The sequence below is a fragment of the Gordonia sp. GN26 genome (assembly GCF_054823965.1).
In genome coordinates, this window is sequence record NZ_JSYC01000026.1 from 1 (window position 1) to 22,928 (window position 22,928).

The 22,928-nt window shown below is 65.3% G+C and carries 20 protein-coding genes and 1 pseudogene; 10 read left to right on the top strand and 11 right to left on the bottom strand.

Annotation, left to right across the window (positions count from 1 at the left end):
- Positions 1 to 39 precede the first annotated feature (39 nt).
- The gene (locus OK17_RS08330; RefSeq protein ID WP_461417164.1) at positions 40 to 870 is read right to left on the bottom strand and encodes an aldo/keto reductase; all 831 of its coding nucleotides are present in this window, start codon (positions 868 to 870) and stop codon (positions 40 to 42) included.
- Positions 871 to 1,018: 148 nt separating this feature from the next.
- Here OK17_RS08330 and OK17_RS08335 point away from each other — a divergent pair, with 148 nt between their 5' ends.
- The 6 genes from OK17_RS08335 (at position 1,019) to OK17_RS08360 (ending at position 9,107) form a co-directional block, all read left to right on the top strand.
- The gene (locus OK17_RS08335) at positions 1,019 to 2,257 is read left to right on the top strand and encodes an alpha/beta hydrolase family protein (protein ID WP_461417165.1); all 1,239 of its coding nucleotides are present in this window, start codon (positions 1,019 to 1,021) and stop codon (positions 2,255 to 2,257) included.
- A gap of 55 nt (positions 2,258 to 2,312) precedes the next feature.
- Positions 2,313 to 3,947 (top strand): phytoene desaturase family protein, encoded by a 1,635-nt coding sequence (locus OK17_RS08340; protein WP_461417166.1) that lies wholly within the window; start codon positions 2,313 to 2,315, stop codon positions 3,945 to 3,947.
- Between the two features lie 88 nt (positions 3,948 to 4,035).
- Positions 4,036 to 5,460 (top strand): FAD-binding protein, encoded by a 1,425-nt coding sequence (locus tag OK17_RS08345; RefSeq protein ID WP_461417167.1) that lies wholly within the window; start codon positions 4,036 to 4,038, stop codon positions 5,458 to 5,460.
- 76 nt (positions 5,461 to 5,536) lie between these two features.
- On the top strand, positions 5,537 to 6,298 hold the full coding sequence (locus tag OK17_RS08350; protein ID WP_461417168.1) for a decaprenylphospho-beta-D-erythro-pentofuranosid-2-ulose 2-reductase: 762 nt from the start codon (positions 5,537 to 5,539) through the stop codon (positions 6,296 to 6,298).
- A 31-nt stretch (positions 6,299 to 6,329) separates the two neighbouring features.
- Positions 6,330 to 8,333 (top strand): galactan 5-O-arabinofuranosyltransferase, encoded by a 2,004-nt coding sequence (locus tag OK17_RS08355; protein WP_461417169.1) that lies wholly within the window; start codon positions 6,330 to 6,332, stop codon positions 8,331 to 8,333.
- Between the two features lie 3 nt (positions 8,334 to 8,336).
- Positions 8,337 to 9,107 (top strand): MBL fold metallo-hydrolase, encoded by a 771-nt coding sequence (locus OK17_RS08360; RefSeq protein WP_461417170.1) that lies wholly within the window; start codon positions 8,337 to 8,339, stop codon positions 9,105 to 9,107.
- A 4-nt stretch (positions 9,108 to 9,111) separates the two neighbouring features.
- Here OK17_RS08360 and OK17_RS08365 read toward each other — a convergent pair whose 3' ends face one another.
- Genes OK17_RS08365 through OK17_RS08380 form a run of 4 tightly spaced genes read right to left on the bottom strand, consistent with a single transcriptional unit; the run spans position 9,112 to position 12,224 of the window.
- On the bottom strand, positions 9,112 to 9,885 hold the full coding sequence (locus OK17_RS08365) for an amino acid ABC transporter ATP-binding protein (RefSeq protein WP_461417171.1): 774 nt from the start codon (positions 9,883 to 9,885) through the stop codon (positions 9,112 to 9,114).
- Positions 9,886 to 9,899: 14 nt separating this feature from the next.
- Complete coding sequence (gene ehuD, locus OK17_RS08370) at positions 9,900 to 10,577, bottom strand: ectoine/hydroxyectoine ABC transporter permease subunit EhuD (protein ID WP_461417172.1); 678 nt, start codon at positions 10,575 to 10,577, stop codon at positions 9,900 to 9,902.
- Positions 10,578 to 10,579: 2 nt separating this feature from the next.
- Positions 10,580 to 11,266 (bottom strand): ectoine/hydroxyectoine ABC transporter permease subunit EhuC, encoded by a 687-nt coding sequence (gene ehuC, locus OK17_RS08375; RefSeq protein WP_461417173.1) that lies wholly within the window; start codon positions 11,264 to 11,266, stop codon positions 10,580 to 10,582.
- A 52-nt stretch (positions 11,267 to 11,318) separates the two neighbouring features.
- On the bottom strand, positions 11,319 to 12,224 hold the full coding sequence (locus OK17_RS08380) for a transporter substrate-binding domain-containing protein (protein ID WP_461417174.1): 906 nt from the start codon (positions 12,222 to 12,224) through the stop codon (positions 11,319 to 11,321).
- A 381-nt stretch (positions 12,225 to 12,605) separates the two neighbouring features.
- Here OK17_RS08380 and OK17_RS08385 point away from each other — a divergent pair, with 381 nt between their 5' ends.
- Entirely contained in the window at positions 12,606 to 13,367 is a 762-nt protein-coding gene (locus OK17_RS08385; protein ID WP_461417175.1) for an aspartate/glutamate racemase family protein, read from the top strand.
- A gap of 2 nt (positions 13,368 to 13,369) precedes the next feature.
- Positions 13,370 to 14,029, top strand: a complete 660-nt coding sequence (locus tag OK17_RS08390; RefSeq protein WP_461417176.1) for a hypothetical protein — start codon at positions 13,370 to 13,372, stop codon at positions 14,027 to 14,029.
- Positions 14,030 to 14,042: 13 nt separating this feature from the next.
- On the opposite strand, the gene OK17_RS08395 is transcribed toward OK17_RS08390, so the two are convergent.
- The 5 genes from OK17_RS08395 to OK17_RS08415 all read right to left on the bottom strand — a co-directional run bounded on the left by OK17_RS08395 (position 14,043) and on the right by OK17_RS08415 (position 19,379).
- Entirely contained in the window at positions 14,043 to 14,957 is a 915-nt protein-coding gene (locus tag OK17_RS08395; RefSeq protein ID WP_461417177.1) for a LysR family transcriptional regulator, read from the bottom strand.
- Between the two features lie 49 nt (positions 14,958 to 15,006).
- Positions 15,007 to 16,203 (bottom strand): NAD(P)/FAD-dependent oxidoreductase, encoded by a 1,197-nt coding sequence (locus OK17_RS08400; RefSeq protein ID WP_461417178.1) that lies wholly within the window; start codon positions 16,201 to 16,203, stop codon positions 15,007 to 15,009.
- Positions 16,200 to 16,394, bottom strand: a complete 195-nt coding sequence (locus OK17_RS08405; RefSeq protein ID WP_461417179.1) for a ferredoxin — start codon at positions 16,392 to 16,394, stop codon at positions 16,200 to 16,202. The genes OK17_RS08400 and OK17_RS08405 overlap by 4 nt, the downstream gene beginning before the upstream one ends.
- A 108-nt stretch (positions 16,395 to 16,502) precedes the next feature.
- A complete protein-coding gene (locus OK17_RS08410; protein WP_461417180.1) occupies positions 16,503 to 17,687 on the bottom strand; it encodes a cytochrome P450 in 1,185 nt (394 codons plus the stop codon).
- A gap of 396 nt (positions 17,688 to 18,083) precedes the next feature.
- Entirely contained in the window at positions 18,084 to 19,379 is a 1,296-nt protein-coding gene (locus tag OK17_RS08415; protein ID WP_461417183.1) for an MFS transporter, read from the bottom strand.
- 687 nt (positions 19,380 to 20,066) lie between these two features.
- Between OK17_RS08415 and OK17_RS08420 the strand changes: the two are divergent.
- A pseudogene (locus tag OK17_RS08420) lies at positions 20,067 to 20,729 on the top strand (M20/M25/M40 family metallo-hydrolase); the annotation flags it as partial.
- 140 nt (positions 20,730 to 20,869) lie between these two features.
- Positions 20,870 to 21,136 carry a peptidase dimerization domain-containing protein gene (locus OK17_RS08425; protein WP_461417181.1) on the top strand — a complete coding sequence of 89 codons (267 nt, stop codon included), beginning with the start codon at positions 20,870 to 20,872 and terminating at the stop codon, positions 21,134 to 21,136.
- Positions 21,137 to 21,446: 310 nt separating this feature from the next.
- On the opposite strand, the gene OK17_RS08430 is transcribed toward OK17_RS08425, so the two are convergent.
- Positions 21,447 to 22,763: an aminotransferase family protein gene (locus OK17_RS08430; protein ID WP_461417182.1), complete on the bottom strand. Its 1,317-nt coding sequence runs from the start codon at positions 22,761 to 22,763 to the stop codon at positions 21,447 to 21,449.
- Positions 22,764 to 22,928 lie beyond the last annotated feature (165 nt).

Consider the following 22,928-nt stretch of genomic DNA (forward strand, 5'->3'; position numbering starts at 1 on the left):
GGCTCGTCGCAAGCTCCTCGCCTACTCAACGAGCGGGACCTAGAACTCCTCGTCGACGTCCGAGTCGCGGGCGGCTCGTTCGCCGCGGTCCAGGGAGGCGAGGTCGGCGAGGTCCGCGTCGTCGAGGACGAAGTCGAAGAGGTCGGCGTTCTCGAGCTGGCGGCCGGCGTGCGAGGACTTCGGCACCACGCTGATGCCCTGCTGCACCGCCCACCGCAGCGCGATCTGCGTCGGCGACTTGCCGTACTTACGGGCGATCCGCAGGATCACCGGGTCGCCCAGGACGCCTTCCTTGCGGCCGGTCGGATGCCAAGCCTGCGCGTGAATCCCGTTCTCCGCCATGAATTCGCGGAGCTCGGTCCGTGGCAGCGCCGGTGAGCACTGGATCTGGTTGAGCACCGGCCAGCGTCCGGTCTCGTCGAAGAGTGTCTGGAGCTGGTGCTGTTTGAAGTTCGAGACTCCGGGAGTACGCACGTAGCCCTCGTCGGCCAGGGTGAGCAACGCCTTCCATGAGTCGACCGTGCGTCCGAGACTCGGGCACGGCCAATGGATCAGGTAGACGTCGATGTAGCCGACACCGAGCCGCCGCGCACTCTCCTTGGCCGCGTTGATCGCCTCGTCGAACCCCTGGTCGCCGCCGCTGAGCTTGGTCTGGATGATGACCTCGTCACGAGCGATGCCCGAACCGTGCACGCCCATGCCGACACTGAGCTCGTTGCTGTATCGGGGAGCGGTGTCGAGGAGTCGGTATCCCGCCTTGAGTGCGGCGCTGACCGCGCCGATGCACGGCCGGCCGAGCATGTTGTAGGTCCCGAGTCCCACGAGAGGAATCGACTGACCGTTGCTGAGCTCGACCGAGGGGATGTCCACACGTCAAGGATAGGTCGGCGGTGACCCCCGTTCGCTCCGCCGAGACCAAACTGGAAACCGGCAGCGGCACGGAAACCGCTCGGGTACGGCACGAATAGTCGCCGCCCCGAGGTGTACGAGGCGCATAAGTGCCTTTACTGTTCTGAACATGTCTGCCCTCACGTCCAGATCACCGGTGTCGCGCACCACGCGAACACTCGTCTCCGTCATCACCGGCCTCGGCATGGTTCTGCTCGCACTCGGATCGACCGCGCCGGCACACGCGGATGACACGGTCTCCGTCGGCATCCCGAACTGGTCCGGTCTGGATGTCACCGAGTACTCCGGCCCGATCCCGGCCAAGGCGGGGACCCTCATCGCCAAGGTTCCGCTCGCCGACGAGCTCAACCTCCCCGCGGCCGGTGACGCGTACCGCATCCAGTACTCGTCGCTGAACCAGCACGGCAAGATGGCGACGGGCACCGGTGCGGTGTTCCTGCCCAAGGGCAAGGCCCCGGCCGGTGGCTGGCCGATCATCTCGTGGGCGCACGGCACCGTCGGCATGAACGACGACTGCACGCCGTCGGCGTTCCCGCGCAGTGAGCGCGACCAGAAGTACCTGGGCCACTGGCTCCAGCAGGGTTACGCCGTCGTCGCCGCCGACTACGTCGGTCTGGGCACCCCGGGCCTGATGGCCTACCTGAACGGCGTCACCGCGGCGCACGCGATCGTCGACATCGTCGTCGCGTCGCATCAGATGGATCTGCCGTTCGCCAAGCGCTGGGCGATCATCGGTCAGTCGCAGGGCGCGGCAGCCGCGCTGAACGGTGCTCGTTACGCCACCGAGTTCAGCCGTGGATCGGGTCTGGACTACCGCGGCGTCGTCGCCACCGGCATCCCGGCCAACCTCGAGTACCTGTACCAGAACCTGGGACCGGTCGTCCCGCCGGTGAACCTGCCGGGCGGCCTGAACGCCTACACCGCCTACATCCTGGCCGGGTTCAACGACACCCGTCCGGACATGAACATCACCAAGGTCATGACGCCGAAGGGCATCGCACGCCTGGCTGAGGGTCGCACCACCTGCTACCCGATCCTCAAGAAGTCCCTCGCCGGTGACGACGTTCGGACCTGGTTCCGCGCACCGCTGATGTCGATCCCGGGTCTGAGCCCGGCGCTGCACAAGTACATGGCGACGCCGTACAAGGGTTACGACCGCCCGATCTTCCTGGGCCAGGGCCTGCGTGACGTCGATGTGCCGGCACCGTCGGCGCTGTCGCTCTACGCACAGATGAAGGCCAACAACCAGCCCGTCGAGCTGTTCGTCTACCCCGAGGACGACCACTCCAGTGCGGTTCTGGCCTCGATGAAGGACTCCACCCCGTTCGTGGCCCGCATCCTGCGCTGACCCGAGAATTGCAGGACGCCTCTGCGGTGTCCGTCGATCTGAGACCCTTTATTCGATGGGCACAGGATCGACGGGCACCGCAGTTGCTTCTTACGACGACGTCATCATCGGCGCCGGACACAACGGCCTGACCGCTGCCGCCTATCTCGCGCGCGCCGGCCGCCGGGTCCTCGTCCTGGAGAAGGCGGATCACGTCGGCGGGGCAACTGTCTCGGCGATGCCCTTCCCCGGTCTCGCGGCCCAGCTGTCGCGGTTCTCGTATCTGGTCTCGCTGATGCCCCGCGAGATCATCGCCGACCTCGACCTCGACATCTCGCTGATCCGACGCCGCTACTCGTCGTACACACCGCTGCCGTCGGACCCCACGCGCGGCATCCTCATCGACACCCGGGACGACGACGCGACCGCGGAATCCTTCCGCCGGGTGATCCGCGCCGATCGCGTCGGGGCCGACGCCGTCGGCTACTCCAACGCCGCCTTCACTGCGTGGCAGTCGTTCTACCGCCGCGTCGGCACCATCGCCCGGCGCGTCTTCCCGACCCTCACCGAGCCCCTGCGCACCGCCGCCGACATGCACGAACTCGCGGTCGGCACCGACACCTCCGACGCCGAGCTGTGGGAGGCGCTCACCACGCTGCCGCTCGGCACGCTGCTCGGCCAGTACTTCGATCACGACCTGCTGCGCGGTATCGCCGCCACCGACGGCCTGATCGGCACGTTCGCCGACCTCGACGACCCGTCGCTGCGGCAGAACATCTGCTTCCTCTACCACGTGATCGGCGGCGGGACCGGCGACTGGGACGTCCCGGTCGGCGGCATGGGGGCGGTCTCGGGCGCGCTGTACCAGGCCGCGACGTCGGCGGGCGCCGAGATCTGCACGGGGGTCACCGTGTCCGGCGTCGACCCCGCCGACGGAACCGTCGAATACTCCGACCGCGCCCACGGCACACGCACCGTCCGCGGTTCGATGCTCTACGCCGCCTGCGCTCCACAGGTCCTCAACACGCTGCTCGACGAGCCGATCGCATGCGAGGCGCACCCCCGGGGTTCGCAGCTGAAGATCAACCTCCTCCTCGACCGTCTCCCCCGGTTGCGCGACGAATCGGTGTCACCGGAGGCGGCGTTCGCAGGCACCTTCCACATCAACGAGACCGCGAGCCAGCTCCACGAGGCCTGGCGGCAGGCCGCGCGCGGTGAGGTCCCGGAACTGCCGCCGTGCGAGATCTACTGCCACACCCTCTCCGACCGGTCCATCCTCGGACCCGAACTCGACGGCAAACACACGCTCACACTGTTCGGGCTGCACATGCCGCCCGACGTCTTCGACGAGCCGGGCGCCGTCGAGCACGCGGTGGGCGCGACCTTCGCCTCGCTGAACATGCTCCTGGCCGAGCCGATCCAGAACGTCATCGCCCACGATCTCGACGGCCGCCCGTGTATCGAGACGAAGACGCCGCAGGACCTCGAAGAGGTGCTCGGGCTGCCCGGCGGCAACATCTTCCACCAGTCGCTGCGATGGCCCTGGGCCGAGACGGCGACAGAGGTCGGCACCTGGGGTGTGGAGACCCGCCACCCACGACTGCTGCTCTGTGGCGCCGGCGCACGACGCGGCGGAGGCGTGAGCGGTATCCCGGGCCGTAACGCGGCGGCCGCGGTGCTGGGACGCGCCGAACTCGGCGTGCTGCGGTAGCCCGACACCACGGCACCGGGAACGTGCGACGCCTGTCGCAGGTCGTCTCTCATCGTCGGCCCACGGCGGCCGAGTACTCTCTTCACCGATGTCTACTGAAGAGTTGTTGCCGATCACGACCCGCAAGCTGGTGGGTTGGTCTCGCACCACCCCGATCGAGGGTCACGTGCTGTCCACGCCGTATCCCGAGGTCATCGCCGAGGCGGTCGCCCGCGTCGCCGACGACAACGCGGACAAGCCGGACTACCTCAAGCGCGGTGTCATCGCCCGCGGTCTCGGCCGTTCGTACAACGAGTCCGGCCAGAACAGCGGCGGTCTCACGATCGACATGACCCCGCTGACCAGGATCTACGCCATCGACTCCGAGACCGCGACGGTCGACCTCGACGCCGGCGTCTCCCTCGACACCCTCATGCAGGCCGCGCTCCCGCACGGCCTCTGGGTGCCGGTGCTCCCGGGTACGCGTCAGGTCACCGTGGGTGGCGCGATCGCGCACGACATCCACGGCAAGAACCACCACAGCCAGGGCAGCTTCGGCAACCACGTCGTCGAGATGCAGCTCCTCGTGGCCGACGGTCGCATCCTGACGCTCACCCCGGACGGCTCCGGCGACGACCCGAACGGCGAACTGTTCTGGGCGACGGTCGGCGGCATCGGCCTCACCGGCATCGTGCTGCGCGCGAAGATCCAGATGAAGCGCACCGAGAGCGCCTACTTCATCGCCGACACCGCGCGCACCGGGTCGCTGCAGGAGACGCTCGACCTGCACCTGCAGGACGGTTTCGAGGACGGCTACGAGTACGCCTCGGGCTGGTTCGACACCATCAGCGCACCGCCGAAACTCGGCCGCGGCACCTTCTCGCGCGGCAACCTCGCGCGCGTCGACGAGCTGCCGGAGAAGTACCGCGACAACCCGCTGTCGTTCAACAACAAGCCGCTCGTGCGGTTCCCCGACGTCTTCCCGCGCGGGCTGGCCAACAAGCTCAGCTTCTCGGCGGTCGGCGAGGCGTACTACCGGATCGGCCCGCCCAGCGAGGGCAAGGTCAAGAATCTGGCGCAGTTCTACCACATGCTCGACGTGTTCGGTGACTGGAACAACGCCTACGGTCGCGGCGGGGGATTCTGCCAGTACCAGTTCATCGTGCCCACCGGCAACGAGGCCGAGTTCACCAACCTCATCGAGCACATCCAGGCATCGGGGCACGTCAGCTTCCTCAACGTGATCAAGCTGTTCGGCGACGGCAACAAGGCGCCGCTCAGCTTCCCGTTCAAGGGCTGGAACGTCTGCCTCGACTTCCCGGTCAAGGCCGGGCTCGCCGAGTTCCTCAACGATCTCGACCGCCGGGTGATGGGCATGGGCGGACGCCTCTACACCGCGAAGGACTCGCGGACCTCGGCGGCGAACTTCCACGCGATGTACCCGCGCATCGACGAGTGGATCGCCACGCGTCGTCGGATCGACCCCAACCGGGTGTTCATGTCCGACATGGGCCGTCGACTCGAACTCGCCTGACCCACAACCGGTTCCGACCTCCATACCACCTCTGCGGCCCACCGGGCGCAGACCACCGAAAGCGAGAAGACCCACGATGATGAACGCCGTCGGCGTCCCACAGTCCATCCTGGTCCTGGGCGGGAGCTCGGAGATCGGGCTCGCCATCACCGCCGAGTATCTGAGCAAGGGTCCGGCCCGGGTCATCCTCGCCGCCCTGCCGGGTGACCCGTCCGTCGAGGCCGCGGTCGAGAAGGCCAAGACGGCCGGCGCCACCGAGGTCAGCGTCATCGATTTCGACGCCCGCGCCACCGACACCCACCGCGACGTGATCGAGAAGGCCTTCGCCGACGGTGACGTCGACGTGGCGATCGTCGCCTTCGGCATCCAGGGCGACGACGAGCAGGCGTGGCAGGACCACGGCCTCGCGGTCGCCGAAGCCCAGATCAACTACACGGCAGCGGTTTCCGTCGGTGTTCTGCTCGGCGAGAAGATGCGCGCCCAGGGCCACGGCCAGATCATCGCGATGAGCTCGGTCGCCGGTGAGCGCGTCCGTCGCAGCAACTTCGTCTACGGCTCCACCAAGGCCGGCCTCGACGGTTTCTACCTCGGGCTCGGCGAGGCGTTGCGGCCCTTCGGTCCTCGCGTCCTCGTGATCCGTCCGGGTCAGGTCCGCACGCGACTGTCGGCGCACGTCAAGGAGGCGCCGCTGACCGTCGAGAAGGAAGACGTGGGTCGCCTTGCGGTCGCCGCGGCCACCAAGGGCAAGGAAATCGTCTGGGTCCCCGGGCCTTTCCGCTACATCATGATGGTTCTGCGCCACATCCCGCGCCCGATCTTCCGTAAGCTGCCCGTCTAGCAGCCCTCGACGCCGACTGCGATTGCGAGCGATGACGACTTCCGTGAGCGCCGACCGCCAGGACCCCACGACCGCGCCTCGGGAAGCAGACCCCGGTCCGACCACGGCAGCACGCCTGGGTCGGACGGCGCTGCTCCTGCTGACGGCGGTGGTGGTCGGTGCGGTGGTGTCGATCGTCGGTCTCAAGGCGATCGAAACCGTCAACTGGCCGGCCTTCAACTCGTCGAACGTCACCCGGTCGCTGACGACCGCCGGCCAGGTCCTCGCGATCGCGGTGCTGGTGGTCGTCGCGCTGCTGTACCGCTACGGCAGGGCTCGGGTGTTCATCCCGTTCCTGTCGGCGGCGGCGATGTCGGCGTTCGTGACGGTCACCATCGGAATGCCCCTGGGGGCAACGCGTCTCTATCTGTTCGGCCTGTCGGTCGACCAGGAGTTCCGCACCGAGTACCTGACGCGGATGACGTCGAGTCCTCGGCTCGCGGACATGACCTACCCCGACCTGCCGCCGTACTACCCGGCCGGCTGGTTCTGGTGGGGCGGCCGGTTCGCGAATCTGCTCGGCCAGCCCGGGTGGGAGGCCTACAAGCCCTGGGCGATCGTGTCGATGGCGGTGGCCGCGGCACTCGGCGTCATCCTGTTCAATCGGATGTTCGGTGCGGATCGTGGTGTGGCGCTGGGACTCGCGGTGACCACGATGGCGCTGCTGTACGCGTCGCCGGAGCCGTATGCCGCGATCCTCGTGATCGTCGGTGTACCGATGATGATCGTCCTCACCTACGCGCTGCGAGGTCGCACGCGTGCCGCCGACGGCCCGGCCGGACCGCTGCGCGGTGCGACGAGTTGGCCTGCGGTGATCGCCGCCGGTGTGTTCCTGGGCATCTCGGCCGCGACGTACACCCTCTACACCGGGCTCTTCGCACTCACGGCGATCGTGTTGGCGTGCTACTTCATCCTCCTGGGCTGGCTGGCCGCGGGGAACAAGTCGACCCCGCACGAGGCCGTTCGCGCGCACCGTCGCGAGATCGTGGTCGCCGTCGTCGGCCGTCTCGTCTCGGTGGGTGTGATCGCCGGAGCGATCGCGCTGCTGGTCTGGGCGCCGTATCTGCTCAAGCGCCTGTCCAGCGCTCCGGCGAGCGGAGGGACCGCCGAGCACTACCTCCCTGAACGTGGAGCGGTGTTCCCGCTGCCCATGTTCGGCGTCAACCTCGTCGGCGCGATCACGCTGATCGGCCTGCTGTGGATCCTGCTGCGCTTCCGGACGCGCACGGTCGCGGTGGCCATGGGCGCCACCGTGATCACGGTGTACCTCTTCTGCCTGCTGTCGATGCTGATGACCGCGATGGGCACCACCCTGCTGTCCTTCCGGCTCGAACCGATCCTCGTGTGCGCGCTCGCCGCGGCCGGTGTCTTCGGCGTCGTCGACATCGGGCACTGGGCCGTGGGCAGGTTCGGCGACGTCCGCGTCGTCGTGGGCGCGGTGGCCGTGCTCGCCGCGATCGCAGCGGCACAGAGCATCCCCGGCCATCTCGGTACGGAGATCACCACGGCGTACACCGACACCGACGGTTACGGAAAGCGTGCGGACGAACGTCCGGCCGGCGCCGAGTCGTACTTCGCCGAGATCGACGAACTCATCGGCGAGCAGACCGGCCGACCGCCGACCGAGAACGTCGTCCTCACCGCCGATTTCGGGTTCCTGTCGATCTACCCGTACTGGGGCTTCCAGGGACTGACCTCCCACTACGCCAACCCGCTGGCCGAGTTCGACAAGCGCGCCGCCGCCATCGCACGGTGGGCGAAGTCCGACGACGCCGATCAGTTGGTCCGGCACCTCGACGAGTCACCGTGGAAGGCGCCCAACGTCTTCCTGTTCCGGTACAGCGCCGACGGTTACACGCTGCGCCTGGCCGAGGACGTCTACCCCAACGACCCGAATGTGAAGCGCTACACCGTCACCTTCGATCCCACGGTCTTCGACGACCCGCGATTCGAGGTCACCGAAGTGGGACCGTTCGTCCTCGTCGTCCGAAAGTGACCGATGCGATCACCCCTCCGCACCACCCGGCCGATGGAGATCACGCGCATCGACGGTGACTCGTCGACAACGCATTTCGTCCAAACCGACGTCGTGAACTGGGTGCTGCTGGAGGAGGACGGTGAGCTCACGCTCATCGACGGCGGCTATCCCGGGCAGGCCGGGCAGGTCGTCGAGTCGATCAACCGGATCGGCCGACGCCCCGAGGACATCCGCGGCGCGCTCCTCACCCACGCGCACGTCGATCATCTCGGCGGGCTCGCGAAGTTGCAGTCGCGGTACGGATTCCCGGTCCACATGGATCCCGTCGAGGTCGATCACGCCCTGCGTCACCATCTCCAGCAGGCCAACGCGCTGGACCTCGCCCCGCTGGCCGGCACTCGACGCCTGTGGTCGTGGCTCGCGAAGACGATGCCCCTGGGCGTGTTGAGCCGCGCCGGACTGTCTGCGGCAACGGCGTTCCCGGAGACCCTCGACCTGCCGGGTTCACCGGTGCCGGTGGCCAGCCACGGGCACACCGACGGGCACAGCGCCTTTCTGGTGGCCGACGGCGAGGCGCTGGTCTCCGGCGATGCCCTGGTCAGCGGTCACGCGGTGTCTGCGATCACCGGACCACAGTGCATCCCGTCGCCGTTCCAGCACGACGAGGCCACCGCACGACGCAGCGTCGAACGGTTCACCGGACTCGACGCCGACCTGCTGCTGGCCGGACACGGACCGTTGTACCGGGGCGGTGTCGCGGACGCCGCGCGCCGAGCACTCGAGGTCTCCTGACCGGTCAGGTCCGGAGCTCTTCGGTGCCGTCGAGCGGGTTGAGCACGGAGTCGAGGAAACGTTGCGTCCGTTCATGTGTCGGGTTGGTGAACAGATCCTCGGGCGGAGCGAGCTCGACGACCTTGCCTCCGTCACAGAACGCCACCCGGTCCGAAATCAGTCGCGCAAACCTCATCTCATGGGTGACCAAGAGCATCGTCGTGTTCGATGACCGCGCGACATCAGCGATGACGCGCAGGACATCACCCACGAGTTCAGGGTCCAGCGCGGACGTGGGCTCGTCGAAGAGCATGACATCGGGATCCATCGCGAGCGCCCGCGCGATGGCGACACGTTGCTGTTGGCCACCCGACAGCTGAGACGGATAGCGGTCAGCCTTGTCGGCCAGACCGACCATCTCGAGGAGCTCGATCGCCCGCTGGCGAGCGGCATCCTTCTGCGTCTTGCGCGTGTACAGCAGGCCCGCAGCGACATTCCGCCACACCGTCATGTGAGGGAACAGGTTGAAGTGCTGGAACACGAACCCCATGCGGCGTCGTGCCCGGTGCAAGTGGGACTCCTCGGACTTCCCTGGCTCGTCCCACACCAGCTCGCCATCGAGCAGGATCTGCCCAGACGTCGGCCGCTCCAGTCCCATGAGCAGGCGCAGGATGGTGGTCTTACCGGAGCCACTCGGCCCGATGATGGCGAGCTTTTCCCCGGTGTCGACCTTCAGGTCGAGACCGTTGAGTACCGAGACCTCGCCAAAGCTCTTGTGAACATTCTGAAACTCGATCATGGTGAGATTCCTCGTTAGACGGACTTGACCAAGGCCGGGCGGCCCTGCGAGAACCGGCGCTCGAGTCCGCGGACGATGAGGCTCGAGCCGTAACTGATGACCAGGTAGAGGAAAGCCGCGGTGAGGAGCGGTTCCGTGTAGATGTAGGTGGTCGTGCCGATGTCCTGGGCAACCCACATCAGCTCTTGCACCGTGATCGCCGACAAGAGGGCGGTCTCCTTGAACATCTGGATCACTGTGTTGCCCAGTGACGGGATCACTTTCGGAACCGCCTGCGGCAGGATCACGTGCGCCCACGTCTTGGGTGTCGAGAAGTCCAGCGCGTGGGCAGCTTCCCACTGCCCCTTGCCGATGGAATTGATCCCCGCACGGTAGATCTCGCCGGTGTAGGTGCTGTAATGCAGGCCGATCGCGACGATCCCGACAGTCAGCGCCGAGAGTGTCACCCCCATCGTCGGCATGACGAGGAAGAAGAAGTACAACTGCACCAGCAGCGGCGTGCGACGGATGAACTCCGTGAAACCAGCGATACCTACCGAGAGGGGCTTGATCGGACTCCGGCGCCCGATCGCCCATATCAAGCCCAGAACCAGGGCGACCAGCGAGCCGCCGAGGGTCGCGAGGACCGTCACCTTCAGACCGTCCAGAAGTGCCGGGAGGATCTCCCAGACGAATGCCCAATCCCACTCCACGTCTACACACCTACCTTTGCGGTATCGCTGTCAGTGCTGCGGACGACGACGTCGAGTCCACGGCGCACCCGACGCTCGGCGAGATTGATCCCCCATGCGATCACCGACGAGAGCACGAAGTAGATGACGAGCAGTGCGACCAGGACCTTCGCGGTTTCTCCTGTGGCGCTCCGGATCATCTCGCCCTGAAAGGTGAGGTCGGCGAGGGTGATCAGTGAGACCAGAGAACTGGCCTTCAGCAGATCGATCATCAGATTGCCCGCCGGACGCAGGATGATGACCATCGCATGCGGGAGGATCACATGCCGGAGCTGTTGCAGGCGGGGCATGTCGAGAGCCGTGGCGGCCTCTCGCTGCCCCGCCGGCACCGCCGCGAGACCAGAGCGGACGATCTCCGCCCCGTAACTGCCGCCGTTGAGCCCGAGCGCCAGAATGCCTGCGACCATCGGCGACATCTCCAACCCGAACAGCGGCAGGACGAAGAACGCGACATACAGCTGCACCAGCGCAGACGTGCCGCGAAAGACCTCGATGAATATGGTCGCCGCCGTTCGTACAACCCTGATTCCGGAGGTGCGACCGAGGCCTGCGATCAGCGCCACCGCCCCGGCCAGGACACAGGCACCCAGGGTGACCGTGACGGTCACCATCGTGCCGCGGGCGAGCAATTCCAGCTGGTCAAGGTTCATGCGATTCCTCCGAGTCGCCTACGAGATGCCCTGTCGGCGTACAGCTGTCGGCCTACTCAGAGCAGAGCTGCTCGGTGGTGGCCGTATACGGGCCCGGGACCGTACTCGCCGGCAGGCTCCACTGTTCGGCGATCGGACCGAAACCGCCCTCGCTGATCACTTCGGTCTGCGCCGTCGTGAACGCATCGGCGAGATCGCCGGCGTCCTTCGCAAAGGCCACAGCAACCGAGTAGGTCTGGCGTCGCTCGGCTTCCTCGGCCGACACATCCGGGATGACGAGCCCCGAATATGCCGGCTTGGAAAGCAGGTACCCCAGGGTTGTGTTGTCGTAGGTGCCGACGGGGATTCGGCCCACCTTGACGGCATCGAGGAGCGTCGCAACGTCGTTGAAGTTCTTGATCTTCGAGGCAGGCACACCGTGGCTCTCGGCAAGCTTCCCGTTGAGCGTGCCCGAAACCACGCCGAGTTCGAGTCCCGCCTTCGCCACATCTTCAAATGTCCTGAGGTTCTGGGGGTTACCAGCCCGGACGACGAGGTCGTCGAGGGAGAAGTTCATGGTCGGTCCGGAGAAGCTGACTGCCCCGCACCGTTCCGGGGTGATCGTGAGCCCACCCGCCACGGCATCCACTCGTCCGGACTGAAGGCTGGGGATCATGGCACCGAAGTCCATGGGCACGGTCTCCACATTGCCGATGCCCATCTTCTTGAACACGAGCTGCGCCGCCTCGGGCACATAGCCGGTCGGCTTGGCATCAGCACCCGAGACCGGGAGTGCGTCCGCGACGGCGATCCGAACTGTGCCCGACGACTTCAGCTCATCGAGGGCCGATTCCTTGTCCGATGAGCCGCCACAACCCGACACCGTCAGGGCCACCGCACAGACGAGCGCGGCAGCTGCGGTGACACTCGAACGTCGTGATGCCAGTCGTCGTGCACGGCCAAGAGCCTTGTGGGACATGATGTTCCTCTTCTCGGAATGAAGTACCGGGTGGCGGCTTCGGAGCACGCAGAAGCGCGATGCCGCCCCGGGACCGGTTGGTTCGTCGCACGACGCTGTGCGTCGCTGGTCCGCCTGTAGTTCGGCCCAACGGGTGAGAAAGATAATACGTATGATGTGCGGGTCGTCAACCTGAACGGGATAATTTCCTGGCACCCAGCGGAACCCGGCCCCACCCCCTGTCCGGCAAGTGGCCGGGTTCGCGCGGTGGCCGGGCCTTGAACCTGCTGCGGCGCAACCAAGTCGCCACCACCGCCCCATGGCGGACAACCCCGCAGAGTGCGCTCTGAACGTGGTCGTTCATCTGTTGCGGCGCAACCCCGCTATAGATAGCATCATCATATGTATGTTGATTCAGACCACCTAGACGTGGTGGCCTTGAGTGATCGAACCGGTTACGGCGCGCCCATCGGGATCATGCTGATCGACGACATGGCGCCATTCATCCCGGGGAGCGTCGGCAACGCATCGACCTGGAATGCCCCTGTCCGCTATCGGCATCTCACCGGGCTGATCACCGAGGAGCTGCTGACCCTGACACCGTCGCAGGACCACACGGAGACCGTGATCCTGGCGGCTCGCGCTCTCGAAGCCGAAGGCGCGCAGGTGATCACAGCGAACTGTGGCTTCATGCTCCGTTATCAGCGGGCGGTCCAGGACGCCGTCCGCGTACCCGCCCCGTTGTCCAGTCTCCTGCTGGTGCCCATACTGCAAGCGATGCTCCCTCAGCACAACTCGCTGGGAGTCGTCACCGCGAGCAGCAAGACGATGACCCCAGAATTCTTGACCGACGCCGGATTACATCATGACGGTGAGCGTTTGGTCATTGCCGGCCTCGATGACGCCGCCGCGTTCAACGACGCGTTCGTCTCATGCACCGGTACCGCGGATATCCCGGCCATTCGCGCCGAGGTGGTCAGTGCATCGGAAAAGCTCGTGGCCGAGAATCCCAGCATCGGAGCCCTCCTCTTGGAATGCTCCGAACTGCCCGCCTACGCAGCCGCCGTACAGCGGGCCACCGGCCTTCCCGTCTTCGACTTCACCTCGCTGGTGGAGTTCTTCGTCAATGGATTGCACCGCAAGGGATTCAAGGGCTTCATCTGACGATGATCGATCCTCGATTCGTACTTCTCGGTACGGCGATCTCGATCATCGCGAGCCTCTTTCTCGCGCGCGCGGTTCTCGACGGCGGCATTCGACCTAACCGGGTCAGTTGGTTCCTCTGGGCCGTTGTACCGCTGATCGCCTTCTGCGCACAGATCGCTCAAGGGGTCGGGCTCTCTGCTCTGATGACGTTTTCGGTCACCATCGCACCGATGCTCGTCTTCGCGTGTTCATTTCTCAGTCCACACGCGTCGTGGCGGATCCGTCCATTCGACATCGTCTGCGGCGCGATCGCCGGTAGTGCGGTCGCCATGTGGCTCATCCTCGACGACCCGGACACAGCCATCCTGATGTCGATACTCGCCGACGCTGCCGCCGCTGTACCCACCCTGATCAAAGCATGGCGGTCACCCGAGACCGAAAGCGCCGCCTTCTACTTCGCCGCCGGAACAAACGGGATCATCACCGTTCTGACCCTCCAGTCGTGGACTTTCGCGGAGGCGGCCTTCCCCGTGTACATCGCCGTGGCCACGCCGAGCCTCGCGATTGTCGTCGCGATCCGCCGTCGTGTCGTTGATCCGCGACCCAACGATCCCGCAGCTGGACAACAGATCGCACGCACGCCACCCGAGCCGTCGGACGGGCCTAGATCGATCGTGTGACCACCAGATGTCATCAGGCTCGAACCCCGACCAGAAACGTGCCATGGTCGGTCCGCTTTGCGCAGACCTCCGCGAGGACATTGGAGATGGCCCGCACCGCAGTTCGTGGGTGTGGGCGATGCAGAGCCTCGTACACCCTGGCCGCCCGGATGCCCCTGACCGTCACCGCTTGGACACCGGGATGCCTGATCGCGGACCGGGGCAACATGGCGACACCCCGGCCGGCGGCTACGAGCGCCTCTATCGTGGTGAAGTCCATCATCCGTTGGGTCACTCGTGGGACCACACCGGTGACCGCAAAGGTCGACCGGAGCCCGTCGTCAACCGCACACCCACCTTCGACACCGATCCATTCGCTGCCTGCCAGATCGTGTGGCGTCACCTCGCCCATGTGTGCGAGGTGCGACCGCCGGTCGACGATCACCTCGAGCGGCTCTCGCATGAGTTCGGTGCGCACCAACCGTTCCAGTGCCAATGGTTCCGTTCGTTCGTCGCGGTCGGTGACCACGAGGTCGAAGTCCGCGAGCGCTCCCGGGGCATCGGGGTATCTGACGACGAGGTGGGACGCCGACACGGCGACACCGAGGTCGTCAGCGGCGGTCAGAACCTCAGAAAGCAACAGTGTTGCGCCAGAGGGAAACATCGCCACCCGCACCGGTACCCGGCCCGATCGGTACGCTGCCATCTCTTCGACGGCGCGGTCCATCGCGGCAATGATCTCGTCGGCGTGCAGCACCAACGCACTGCCGGCGGCGGTGAGCCGCACCCCGCGCCCACTTTTCTCGAGCAGCGCCACCCCGGCCTCGGCGGCGAGGACCTTGAGTTGCTGAGACACCGCCGAATGCGTCATGTGCACGGCGTCGGCCACCGCCCCGACCGAGCCACGGTCGGCGAATTCTCGGAGCAGCTTCAACCGCCGAATGTCCACATTGCTCCTCGAATTCGACTGGGCTGGAGGAACACCGCCCCGTTCGATATCAGGCCTGGAGTAAGCCCTGCGCGGGGACGAGTGCCAACTCGCCGACGATCCTGCGCTCGGTGCGGATCTCCTTCGGCATGTTCCAGGCGAGTACGCCCGTCACTCGGTTGTCGAGCACATACCGGGCGATGAACCGCCCTTCGTCGAGACCGCCCTGAGTGATGACCGGCACGGCGCCCTGGCCGAATGTCCCGAAGGCTTGGATCTTGACGTCGTACTGGTCGGTCCAGAAGTACGGGATCGGCGTGAACGGGGTGTCTGCACCCAGCAGATTGGTCGCCGCGGCGATAGCCTGCTCAGTGGCGTTCATGCGATGTTCCACGCGAACATGGGTTCCAAGAGTGGCGTGCCACCACCGGGCCACGTCTCCGGCGGCGTACACACCCGGTGCGGCACGGCACGTTGCATCGCAGACGACGCCATTGTCTATGGTGAGTCCACTGTCACTCAACCACTCGGTCGACGGGGTCGACCCGATCGCAACGAGTACGGCGTCGGCATCGAGCACCTCGCCGTTGTCCAGTTCAACTCCGGTGACCGCCTTTTCGCCGACCAGGCCACGGACGCCGACGCCGCAACGGATGTCCACTCCATGCGAACGGTGCAGCTCGGTGGCGAACGCTCCGATGACATCGCCGAGTTGCCGCCCCATCGGAACCGGTGCCGGATCGACGACGGTTACCTCAAGACCTGCCGTTCGTGCCACAGCAGCCACCTCACAGCCGAGGAATCCGGCCCCGATCACGATCAGTCGCCGCCCCGCGCGAAGGTCCATACGCAATGCGAGGGAGTCCTCGACGGTGCGTAACACGTGCACTCCCGCTAGCTCATGTCCCGCAGCGAGGTATCGCGGGGCGACACCCGTCGCGATGATCAAACCGTCGTAGCCGAATCGTTCGCCGTCCTCGAGCTCCACCACGCGGCCGTCCGTGTCGAGACCGACCGCGCATTTGCCAAGTCGCAGATCCACGTTCAGCTCGTCGACGGCCGCCTGGTCACGGACGGTCACCCGAGAGAGGTCCCACGCGCCGGTGAGAACCTGTTTGGACAGCGGCGGCCGATCGTAGGGAAGATGAGGCTCCGCACCGATCAGGCTGATCGAACCTCCGAAACCGCGGCGGCGCAGCGTCTCGACTGCCGTCACGCCGGCCACCGACGCACCGACGACGACCACATGGTCGAGCCCGGCGGTCACTCGATGATCCGGATCGCAGCGGCAGGGCAGAGAATCGCCGATTCGCGTGCGGCCTCATACTGGTCCGGTCCCGGCGCCTCATCGAGCAGGATGACGATGCCGTCGTCGTCGCGCTGGTCGAACAAGTCCGCGGCAGCCATCACGCACTGCCCGCCACCCACACACTTCTCCTCGTCAACCTCGATACGCATCGATGTGAATCCTTTCGGGTCCTGAATTGCTCACTAGTACAAAATGCTTGCGAGACAACGTCATACGTCCACGCGTTCTCACCTGCAGAAGACTTCAGCGCGGCGCGCCTACCACTTGACCGGCAGCTCGCGCGGTCCGAAGAACTCGACATCGCCGACGGGCCAAGCGATCTCGTCGACCGGAACGGCCAGGTCGAGCGTGGGGAACCGCCGCGCCAGCGCGGTCAGCGCGATGTGCAGTTCCAACCGGACCAACTGCTGCCCGAGGCACTGATGCACGCCATGACCGAAGGTCATGTGCTTACCCGCGTGCCGGCTCACATCGAATTCATCGGGATTCTCGAACAGTTCCGGGTCGCGGTTCGCCGCAGCCAGGGATACCGCCACCCGCTCGTAGGCCTTGATGACCTCTCCGCCGATCTCGACATCTTCCAGGGCCGTACGCGTCTCGGCAGCCTGTACGGCAGAGGTGAAGCGCAACAGCTCCTCGACCACGATTGCGACGTCCTCCGGGGCGTCGACGAGTCTGTTCCACTGTTCCCGGTCACGAAGAAGGGCAGCAATTCCGGACGCCAGCGTCGTGGAGGTGGTGAGCACGGCCGCGAGCTCCAGGAGCACGACCGCCGACATCAGCTCGTCGTCGGTCATGTCGCCGTTGCGCAGCAACGCACTTACCAGGTCCTCACCCGGGTCTGATCGTTTCCGTTCGATGAGGTGGCCGGCGAATGCGCGGAGCCCCCGATTGGCCTCCAGGATCTCCTCGACGCCGACGCCGGGCTTGTTCCGCACCGCGCTGAGGCGCTCGAGTGTTTCGCGCTCTTCCGACGGGATGCCCAGGATCTCACAACTCATCCGGGAGGCAATCGCGACGGCGAAAGGTTCGACGACGTCGACCGGAGCGCCGTGCGCTTCCAACGCATCAAGGCACTCCTCGACGATCTCTTCGATGCGTTCTCGATGCCTGTTCACGTTCTTGACCGTGAAATGCCCTGTAAGAAGGCGACGTATTCTTGTGTGTTTGGGCGGGTCCATGTTCGAGTACGGCATATTGGGCAGCGGCTCGGAGTGCAGCGCCTGGATGATCTCCGGATCCCACAGAGCGTCTGGGAGGCGTCCCTCATTGCGATAGACCTCGGCTCGCGCGCGTGCAGCTTCGGGGAATGACCCCTCACGCGAGATCGCGTCGAAGAGGATTGCCGCTTGGTTGTCCGGGGGAGAAAGTGGAGATCCGGATGCGCCACGACTGAAGCGCTGGTCCCCCATCACCGCTCGGGCCAGCTCGTGACTGGTCACCAACCAGCCCACGTGACCGTCAGGGAATCGGAATCTGCTCAGTGGCGCGGTCTTTCGCAACTCCGCGAGCTCCCCAGGCGGATCGAACGGACACTTCCGCCCGGTGGGCATGACGAAGGGGTCGGCCTGCGTGGCCTCAGCAGTCGGCGCGGTACCCAAGATGGTGCTCCTTTCCTCGCCCCAAGGTCGCCAATGAGGCGTGCCTCGTACTCGATTTGTCTTGTATGCCTAGAGATTTCATCTCGCTATTGCGGCCATAACATCATAGGTATGATCTTACGGCAAGACGGCTCCTGCGTCCTGCCGAAGCGGCGGTATCCGAACAGACCACAGGGCGGATGCCGCCGCCGTTCGACGTTGACATCCGCCTGTCCCAATCCTGCGGTCTCCACTCGACTAGCTATTCGGCGGCTTCGGCCGCTCCGGGATTGCAGTGCCACGAAGAGAAGCGCCCGCGGTCTCCTTGAGGAATATCAGCCCGACCATGCCAGCGGCACAGGCGATCATCATGTAGGCAGCCGGGAACAGATTCCACCCGGTCGACTCGACTCCCGCTTCGTTCACGAGCCCGGCGGTACCACCGAAGATCGCTGCGGCAAAGTTGTAGGCGATCGCCATACCCGCGAAGCGCACGTGGGTGGGGAACATCGCCGGGAACGTGGCGGCGAGCGTGGCCAACATGGGCACAAGCAGCACACCCATCAGAGTGAATCCGACCATCGCCCAGACGAAGCCCTGGTCCATGAGCCAGACGATCGGGAACGCCAGGACGAACAGTCCCCCCAACGACAACCACCACATCGGCTTCCGGCCCGTCGTATCCGACCATCGGCCGAACAGGGGTATGAGCGCCATCATGACCAGCTGGCCAACCAGGACGATCGTCGAGCCCGACGCTTCAGATAGGCCGATGGTCTGCTTGAGATACGTCGGCGCGAAAGCCAAGAAGGTGTACACGGCGACGTTGCACGCCGACGCCATCACGAAGAGGATCAGGAGCGGCCGCCAGTAGGCGGTCAGCAGCTCCTTGAACTTCGTCCCGGTATTCGCCCGGACCTGGACCTCGTCACTCTCCGCGAGCTCGGTGAACACCGGGCTGTCCTCGACGCGATTTCGCAGATACATGCCGATGAGGCCGAGCGGCAACGCCGCCAGGAACGGGATGCGCCATCCCCATGCCTGCATCTGCGCGTCGTCGAGGAGCAATTCGAGCAGGAGCACGAACAGAGTGCCGGCACTGAGCCCGGCCCAGGTCCCGAACTCGAGGAACGAGCTGAAGCGTCCACGCTTGTCGTCGGGCGAGAATTCCGCCATGTACGTTGCCGCGCCGCCGTACTCACCACCGGTCGAAAAGCCCTGGATGACGCGGGCCAAGATCAGCAGGATCGGCGCCCAGATCCCTGCGACAGCTTCGGTCGGGAGGATGCCGATCAGGGCGGTGGCCGTGGAGATGAGGATGATCGTCATGGCCAACACAGCTTTTCGGCCGATTCGGTCGCCGAGCGGCCCCCAGATCAGTCCGCCAAGTGGCCTCAGCACGAACGAGATCGCGAAGCCCAGCATGGTCCCGATGGTGCCGAGATCGCCGGGGAAGAAGGCTTGGGTGATGTAGGTGGTGGTGGCGGCGTAGACGCCGTAGTCGTACCACTCGGTGGCGTTTCCGATCGCAGAGGCGGTGATCGCCCTACGCATCACACCCGGGGGCGGGTCTTCCTGGCGCGTCGGTCCACCCGGCGCAGGGACTGCGCTGTCCAACATTGATGCCATCAGAGATGTCCTTTGTTCGTCCTCAGGGGGTACGCCACAGACCACGTCCTCTGTTCAAGAGTTTGCACCCGACTGTCTGTGCGAAACCGCCCCACAGGTGCTTCACTGTGGTGCGGATCACTGCGAGAGTAATTCTCTCACGTGCGATGGTCAATAGTGTTGCTATCAAATGTGTTACGCATATGTCCGCCTGTTAATTCCCGGAAAACGATGTGCACCAACGGTTTTGAACGCACAAATCGCCGAGGAGATAGGTCTCCCCGGCGATTTGCCGATAACTGGGCGCGACGACGCGCAGCCAACTCTATTGCTAGAAAAGGATTTTGGGCGACGAGTCCGCGGCAGTCATAGATTCACAGGGGGACGCGTCAGGCGATTCGATACCAACCCACGACATACTCGGTTCCCGCGGGGCCACCTAGAGGTAGCAGCCGGAAGACGATCCCGGCCACCGGAACGCACACACCGGGCACGGCCGCGGAGACGCTCACGGTTTCGACATCCCCGCCCTCCTCTCGGTCAACACCCGCGGCACCTCACCTATTAGTAATACATCATACGTATGATGGCAAGTGTGTTGGCGCCCGAAACGCCCAAACCTATCAAGGAGCGATGAACGACCTCCTCAGCAGTGGAATCTCCCGCCGACCTGCCCTTCCCGATCGCCGAATATCTACTGCGCCAACGGAAGGTCTTCTCTGCGTTGGCGGAAGCCGGCGTCGACGCCCTGCTGGTCACCGCACACGGCCACCTCGAGTACTGCCCGGTTATGACGGCCGCGGTGGCCATATTTCGTGCCTTCCCACTGGTCCTGGTTCCAGGCGAGAAGCCCAGTTCGTGGTCCGCGAGTTCGGGCTCGGCGCGGTCCGGACCGAGAGCTGCACCTCCGACTTCGCAACCTATGTCGAGCTTCGAGACGTCGCCCGGCGTGTGCCGACGTCCTCAAGAAGTACGGCGAAGGCCTCGCCCGGCCGGACGAATGTGATCGCGCGGTGGCGCGGTGAGGACCCGAGCCTGCCGGCGTTGCTCGTCCACGCCCATCTCGACGTCGTCCCAGCGGACCCCACACAGTGGACCGCCGACCCCTTTACGGGCGTCATCAAGGACGGAATGCTCTGGGGCCGTGGAGCTGTCGATATGATGGACATGGCCGCCATGATGTTGGCGTCTGTCCGCGACCTCATCCGTCAGGGCATCCGGCCCAAACGGGACATCGTGTTGGCCTTCTTCGTTGACGAAGAGGACAACTCCAGCCAGGGCTCGCTATACATGATCGAGAACCACCCGGGGTGTTCGACGGCGTCGACACCGCCATCAGCGAAGTCCACGACAGAGGCACTTCTGGATCGTCTGCGCGAGATCGGTGGATTCACGACGGACACCGATCCCGAGGAGATCACCGCGGCCACCGGGTCGTGCGCGGCATTCGTGATCCGGGACTGTTCACCGTCGCCAACGTCACCCAGTTCAACGCGGGTTACATGGCGAATATCGTGCCCGGTGATGCCTCGGCATTCGTTGACGTCCGGATCTTGCCCGGCCAACGTGACGAGGTGCTGGCGCGTAACCGCGAACTCGCCGGACCCAAGCTCGACATCGAGATCTATCACGACGTCGCGGGTACCGAGACCACCTTCGACGGTCCCATCGTCGAGGCGATGGCGAACTCACTGCAGAAGTAGTGTCCCGAAGCCGACGTCGCACAGTACCTGGTTCCCGGTGGGACCGACAATGCGTTTCTCGCGGCGATCGGAATCCGCGGCTTCGGTTTCAGTCCGTTGTTGCTTCGCCCGGGACTTCGACTTCCTCGGGATGTTCCACGGCCCTGATGAACGAGTTCCGCTGACCGCCTTGGTCTTCGGACAATCGGTGCTGTCGGATCTCTTCCAGAACTCCTGACACAGATCAGAACGAATCCAGGCGGTCGCCGCCGCTCGGTACGCGGTCGGGCGCCCGACCGCGGGGTGGTCGGGCGCCTGAGGAGCGTCGATGCTACTTCTGGAGACGTGCGAGGGTCTCGCCGATACGGCCGAGGATCTCGTCGATGTCCTCACGGGTGGTCGACAGGGCGGGGCCGAATACCATGGTGTTGCCATAGGGGCGAACGAGCACCCCGGCGTTGGTGAGCTCTGCGGTGAGGATGTACCCCGCCTTGGCCGCGGTCGCCTCGTCACCGGTGATCTGCGCACCATCGACATCGAATCCGGCGAGCATGCCCAGCGACCGGACGCCGACCACCGACGAGTGCTGCTTCGCGAACTCGTGCAGCTGACCGTTGAGGTACTCGCCGACCGAAGCCGCGTTCCCCGCCAGGTCTTCCTTCTCGATGATGTCGATGTTGGCCAGCGCCACGGCACTGGCAACGACATGACCACCGCCGGTGAACCCGTGAGGCATGATTCCGTCGCTGTCGTGCAGCTGCTGGTAGAGATCCTCGCGGATGCCCACTGCACCAAGCGGCAGGTAACCACTGGTGATGCCCTTGGACATCGTCAGCACATCCGGGTTGATGTCCCAGTGCTCACTAGCGAACATCTTGCCGGTACGGCCGAAGCCGTTGATGACCTCGTCGGCGATCAGCCGAACATCGTAGCGCGAGCACACCTCTCGAATCGCGCGCCAGTAGTCGGCCGGCGGGATCGCCAGGCCCGGCGGAAGTGAGATCGGCTCGCCGATGAAGGCCGCGACGTTCTCCGGTCCCAGTTCGAGGATCTTCGCCTCGAGTTCGGCTGCGGTGGCGTTGTCGCCGTTCGGACCGGGCTGACCGATATGCACGACACCCGGCATCAGGGGGCCGATCGTGTCGCGGAGGTTGTCGATACCGGTCAGCGTGGTACCGCCGATGGTCATGCCGTGGAAGCCGTCCCGGCGTCCGATCACGAGCATCTTCTCCGGCTTGCCGGCCAGGACGTTCGCGTGACGGATGAGCTTGATCGCAGTGTCGTTCGCGTCTGAACCGCCGACGGTCAGGAAGAACCGTTCGATGCCTGCCGGCGTGATGCTTGCCAGCTTCTCGGACAGTGCGAGGGCTTCGACGGTGGTGCGGCCGAAGTAACTGGAGCCGAAGCTCAGCCGCTTCATCGTGGTGGCGGCGGCCTCCGCGAGCTCGGGCCGGCCGTAGCCGATGTTCACATTGAACAGACCGTTGACAGCATCGATGTACTCGCGGCCCTCGATGTCGATGAGACGGTTGCCCTTACCGGAAGCGACGATCAGCGGTCCGTCGGCGGCCGTCTGGCTCAGCGATGTCATTTGCAGAACTGCGTTCGCCTCGCCTGGAAGGCGGAGTTTCGTTGCGGTGGTGGTCATTTGCGTCTCCCTATCTTCTCGCCGTGCCCGGCGTGTGGTTAATGATAATACATCATACCTATGATCGGTCAGGTTGTCTTCCCTTGCTCGCCAACCCAACCCGCCTTGAAAGGCTCGGACTACCAGCCACGTTCGGCCAGGCGGTGCGGCTGCGGGATGTCGTCG